The following is a 5075-nucleotide window of genomic DNA, read 5'->3' on the forward strand; positions in this document are numbered from 1 at the left end:
AGTTAGCAGGACTAAATTTGATGGAAAATAGTTCAGGGAAACATAAGGGAAGAACTTGTATTACTAAGAGGGGAAGAGCGAAATTGAGATCTTTATTGTATAGGGTGATGCTGCCTCTGGTAGCAAAGAATAATGAATTTAAAGAGCTACATCAATACTACACAACACGCTCTAAAAACCCCTTAAAGAAAAAACAATCCCTAGTAGCTCTATGTTGCAAATTGATTAGAATATTGTTTGCTTTATGGAAGAAAAAAGAAAAGTATGATGGTGAAAAATTATTTAGAAATATCAAACGTTCAAATTTACAGGGAGCTGCTTAAAGATATTTAAAATGAATTATTGGAATGTAAATTTTATAATATAGATCAATTATTTATGTTTGTTTTTCTTAGATTAAGTACTTTGAAAAAGGAAGACTGGAAGAGCTGGAATTAATTATTTCAATATGGGCATAGACCCTGTCGAGGAGCATATCCAGCCTCCACCCATGGATAGGTAGAACGAAGGAATGTAGGGACATAGATCCTGAGAGATATGGGAGGTTAAACTACCATGGAAATGTGGAGTTCCAATAAGCGACCATATTTTTTAAAAATAATAGTTAAGTTTTTAGATTACTTTATCCTTGCAATTCCAAATATTAATTGGTTTTAATAATTAAATCCATATTACTTTTTTATAAGAAAATAAATTTCTAAGAATAAGTGAGCATGAGTGAGATAAATTTAATTTATAGAGGGAGGAATTCAAAGATGGATAATTTAGTAAAAGAAAAAGAACTGGTATTAGAACTTATGAATTTTCAAAATCCTAATCAAAAGAGATTGGTTGAGTTATTAGAAGAGAAACTTGATTGGAGTAGAGTTCTAGGATACTTAACCTATCATCGAGTTGCAGGATTGGCTTATTATACTATATTTAAAAAATGTAATCTATCTAGCGAGATGAATATTAACAGTGAATTTAAATTTAATCTGCATCAAATTTATGAAGCTCAAAAGCTTAGAACTAAATATCATAAAGATTTAGTTTCAGAGTTAGCTAAAGAGATAAATAAACAAGACCTTCCACATGCTTTTCTTAAAGGTAGTGTTCTTGCTGTATCTTTATATCCTCAAGGATGTCGTGTATCTAAAGATATTGATGTTCTGTTAAATACATCTGACTTAAAAAAATTTGATAAGATAATAAAAAAACTAGGTTATATCCAAGGCTATTATAATCAAGATAAGTCTCAAATAGTACCTTGTGACAGAAAAGAGATTCTCCGTTGGAGAATGACTACTGGAGAGGTTGTACCATATAAAAAATTAGTAGATAGGCCTGTTTTAAATTTTGCAGAAATTGATATAAACTTTTCTTTAGATTGGTTACCAGAGAGAACTAGTGATGCAGTTGCTGCCTTTTTAAAGGAAGTAGATTATTATGAAATAGAGGGAGGAGAAAGGTTCCGTTCATTATCATTAGAAGTATTTTTGATTCATTTATGTATTCATTTATACAAAGAGGCTTATGTTGTTAATTGGATAGAATCACAAAGAGATTTAACATTATATAAATTCGTAGATATATATGCATTGATAGAAGATTCTAATTTGAAAATAGATTGGAATTTATTTATTAAAACGGTAAAAAAGAATGATGATGGAAATGATCTTATTAAAGGTTGTTATTTTGCTTTAGAATATACTCGGATATTATTTGAAAAATTAAATAAAAATAATGATTTCATTAAGGTGTTAGAAGAATTAAAGCCAGAAGACACTAAATATCTTAATCAAGTTATTAATCCAGAAACTAATGAAAAGCATGAATGGACTATTGATTTGAAAACAAGACTTTTTGATTTGAAGAGATATAAGCATTTAAAGAAAATAGAATCTTAAAATTAATTTTAAGAATTAGGGAGGATATATCTATGAATAATATTTTTGAAAGATGTAAAAAAACAATACAAAATACAACTGCTGGAGTTAGAGGTTTAGAAATAACTCTTGAAACAAAAATTAGAGAAGATTTAGGGATTGATTCATTAGATATGGTTGATTTGGTATTGAACCTAGAAAATGAATTTGATTTAATTTTTGATGAATCAGACCTTAATGTATCAAGTTTTATTACTATTCAGGACTTAGTTTCACTTGTTGAAGATACTAGTAAAAGAGAGGAATAATTCTATGAGTTTATGGCTTCAATTATATAAGTCAATGCAAAAATATAAAGATAAAAAGGCGTTAACAGATTCAAATGGTGATGATGTAAGTTATTCAACTCTTTTGAAAACAATACAAAGTGAAGCTCAAAGAATCAATGAGTTAGTTCCTGAGGGTAGTAAAATTGCTTTTTTAAATACTAATTCGTTTTATGATGCTGTTAGTGTATTATCTATATTGGCTGCTGGTTGCATAGCAATCCCACTATTTTCAAATTATGGACATGGAAGATGTTTGAAAATTTTAGAAGGTGTAAATCCAGGTTTAGTATTAACTAATAATAAAGAATCTTTAATTGAATTTGATAATTTCACAACATTAAATTTAGATATAGATATTAATTATATGAGTAAGCAAAAAGAGATAAATTTACCAATGAAAACAGTATCTGAAAAAGAAGTAGCGATGTTAATGTTTACTTCTGGAACTACGGGCTATCCTAAAGGCGTAATGTTAACCCACTCAAATATCTTAAGTAATTTAAATAGTATAAAAGAAAGATTTAATTTAAACCAAAAAGATAAAATACTAATAGTACGTCCTTTATACCACATTTCAGCTATGACTGGAGAATTTTTATTATCTCTTTTAAATGGTGCCCATATTGTCTTTTATGATGAAGAATTTTCTCCTAGACGATTAATGAGAAGATTAAATGATTTTGAAATTACGATAATGTGTTCGACGCCAACTTTATTTTATAATCTTGCATTAATGAAAAGAAATATTGAATTAAATCATTTGAAAAAAATAATATTAAGCGGTGAGTGTCTAAAACCAAAAGTAGCAGAAAAGATAATAGAAGATTTTCCTAATGTTAATCTCTATAATGGTTATGGTCTAACTGAAGCTTCTCCTAGAATAAGTTGTTTATCTCCAGAAGAATTTCATAAAAAAATAGGTTCCGTGGGTAAACCACTAGATAATGTAAAAATAAAAATTATAGATCAAAATGACAAAGAAGTATCAGATGAGCAAATAGGTGAATTGTTAGTATCAGGGCCAAATGTAATGAAAGGATATTATAATCTAGAATCTTTAACTAAAGAAAAATTACGAGAAGGTTGGTTGCATACTGGAGACTTAGCTTATCAGGATGAAGAAGGATATATATATATTGTTGGCAGAAAAGATAATATGATTATTCGGGCTGGAGTAAATATTTATCCTGAAGAAATAGAAAATAAATTATTAGAATGTGAAGAGATAAAAGATATAATTATTTTCGGAGAGAGTACACCTAAATATGGACAGAATATTTGTGCTAAAATAGTACCTTCAGAGAAAAATGATATTAACAGTGCAAAGATTATGGAACTCTGCCGTAAAAACTTAGAGCCTTATCAATGGCCAAGTGAATTAGAAATTGTAGATGATATAAAAAAAAATCATTCTGGCAAAAAAATCAGATGATTATATATCTAAATACAAGCAATTAAATTTATTTTGAATAGAAGTATAATTTAAGACCTAAGGGGTGTAAAGATGCGCAAAATTAATAATTTCAAACCACACAGGAACCTTCCATACTATATGCATTGTTTATATCCATTTATTCATGAAAGAATTAAAGCTAAAGGTTGTGAAAATAGTTTAAACTTATATCCAAATTTAGAATTATTAAGTGTTCCTTCCTATGTAGTTGATGAAAAAAAAAGTATGCCGATTAATGCAAAAGCATGGAATTCTTCAGAATTAAACTATAAGAGGATGGATGAATATTTAGGAATTAAGATGACAACCAAGGAAATCAAAGATATAAAAGAAGGGTTAGAAGTATTCAAAGAAGATATAAAGAACAAAAATATTTCTATAGTTAGTGGCACTAGTTATTTTTTAAATTATTCAAACAACTACAAGAATAAAAAATATATAAGAAATTATCCAAATAATGTATTTGAACGTCCTGTGAATCATTGGTTGTCTATTTATGGTATTGAAAATAATAATCTTTTAGTGTATGATCCTATTCCAAATGATTATATAGGCGAAATTTCAAAAGAAGATTTTATTTTATTTTGGGAAGGAGATAGAAAGATATCCGAATTATCTTCTTTTCCAGGTGTAGAGAGACTTTGAGGTTCCCCCATTAAATTAGACACTAAGTTTAGTGGCTTTTCTCTCGTTTTCGTATTTTTCTGGACTTTTATAATTTAAAGTCGAGTGCATTCTAAATCTATTGTAAAAGACTTCAATATATTCAAATATATCTCTTCTTGCTTGAGCTCTTGTTATATAGTTATTATGATGAATTAATTCTGTTTTCAATGTTCCAAAAAAGCTTTCTGACACTGCATTATCCCAGCAATTACCCTTACGACTCATTGATGATTTAAATCCATTTTCAATTAATAGTTCTTGAAATTCTATACTAGCGTACTGACTTCCTCGATCTGAATGAAATATAAGTCCTCTTGAGACTTGGCGATTGTTTAGAGCCATATTAAGAGCATTTATTACAAGATTCTTTTTCATTGTGCTATCCATTGACCAACCAACAACTTTACGAGAATATAGATCTATTATGACAGCAAGGTAAAGCCAACCTTCCTGAGTAGGAATATATGTGATGTCTGAGACCCAGACTTTATTTTTTTGAGATACATCAAATTCTCGGTTAAGAATATTATCTTTTATTGGCAGGTTATGATTAGAATTTGTTGTAACTTTGAATTTACGCTTTTGTATAGCTTTTAATCCTAATACTTTCATTAATCTTTCTACTCGTTTTTTATTGCATATAATGCCTTCTTTCTTAAGCTGTTTGGTAGATTCTAGGGCTACCATAAGTCCCACGGCTCTGCCAATATATTTGAGCTACCTTAAATTTTAAAGTTTCATTTTCTTCTTCTCTTTTAC

At 28.6% G+C, this 5075-nt stretch carries 5 protein-coding genes and 1 pseudogene; 5 read left to right on the forward strand and 1 reads right to left on the reverse strand.

The genetic code is table 11. The features are described 5' to 3' along the window. The 5 genes from HALSAC_RS14545 to HALSAC_RS0100110 all read left to right on the forward strand — a co-directional run. The coding region (locus HALSAC_RS14545; RefSeq protein ID WP_035570983.1) for a transposase at nucleotides 1-323 on the forward strand (323 nt) is incomplete at its 5' end. 432 nt (nucleotides 324-755) lie between these two features. After that, nucleotides 756-1889 (forward strand): nucleotidyltransferase family protein, encoded by a 1134-nt coding sequence (locus HALSAC_RS0100095; protein WP_027338547.1) that lies wholly within the window; start codon nucleotides 756-758, stop codon nucleotides 1887-1889. Nucleotides 1890-1921: 32 nt separating this feature from the next. Next, nucleotides 1922-2176, forward strand: a complete 255-nt coding sequence (locus tag HALSAC_RS0100100; RefSeq protein ID WP_027338548.1) for an acyl carrier protein — start codon at nucleotides 1922-1924, stop codon at nucleotides 2174-2176. Between the two features lie 4 nt (nucleotides 2177-2180). Then, a complete protein-coding gene (locus HALSAC_RS0100105) occupies nucleotides 2181-3629 on the forward strand; it encodes a class I adenylate-forming enzyme family protein (protein WP_027338549.1) in 1449 nt (482 codons plus the stop codon). A 72-nt stretch (nucleotides 3630-3701) separates the two neighbouring features. After that, nucleotides 3702-4295 carry a hypothetical protein gene (locus tag HALSAC_RS0100110; protein WP_027338550.1) on the forward strand — a complete coding sequence of 198 codons (594 nt, stop codon included), beginning with the start codon at nucleotides 3702-3704 and terminating at the stop codon, nucleotides 4293-4295. A gap of 15 nt (nucleotides 4296-4310) precedes the next feature. Here HALSAC_RS0100110 and HALSAC_RS14550 read toward each other — a convergent pair. Further along, nucleotides 4311-5075: pseudogene (locus tag HALSAC_RS14550) on the reverse strand (IS3 family transposase); the annotation flags it as partial.

Source organism: Halonatronum saccharophilum DSM 13868 (assembly GCF_000517025.1).
Lineage (GTDB): Bacteria > Bacillota > Halanaerobiia > Halobacteroidales > Halobacteroidaceae > Halonatronum > Halonatronum saccharophilum.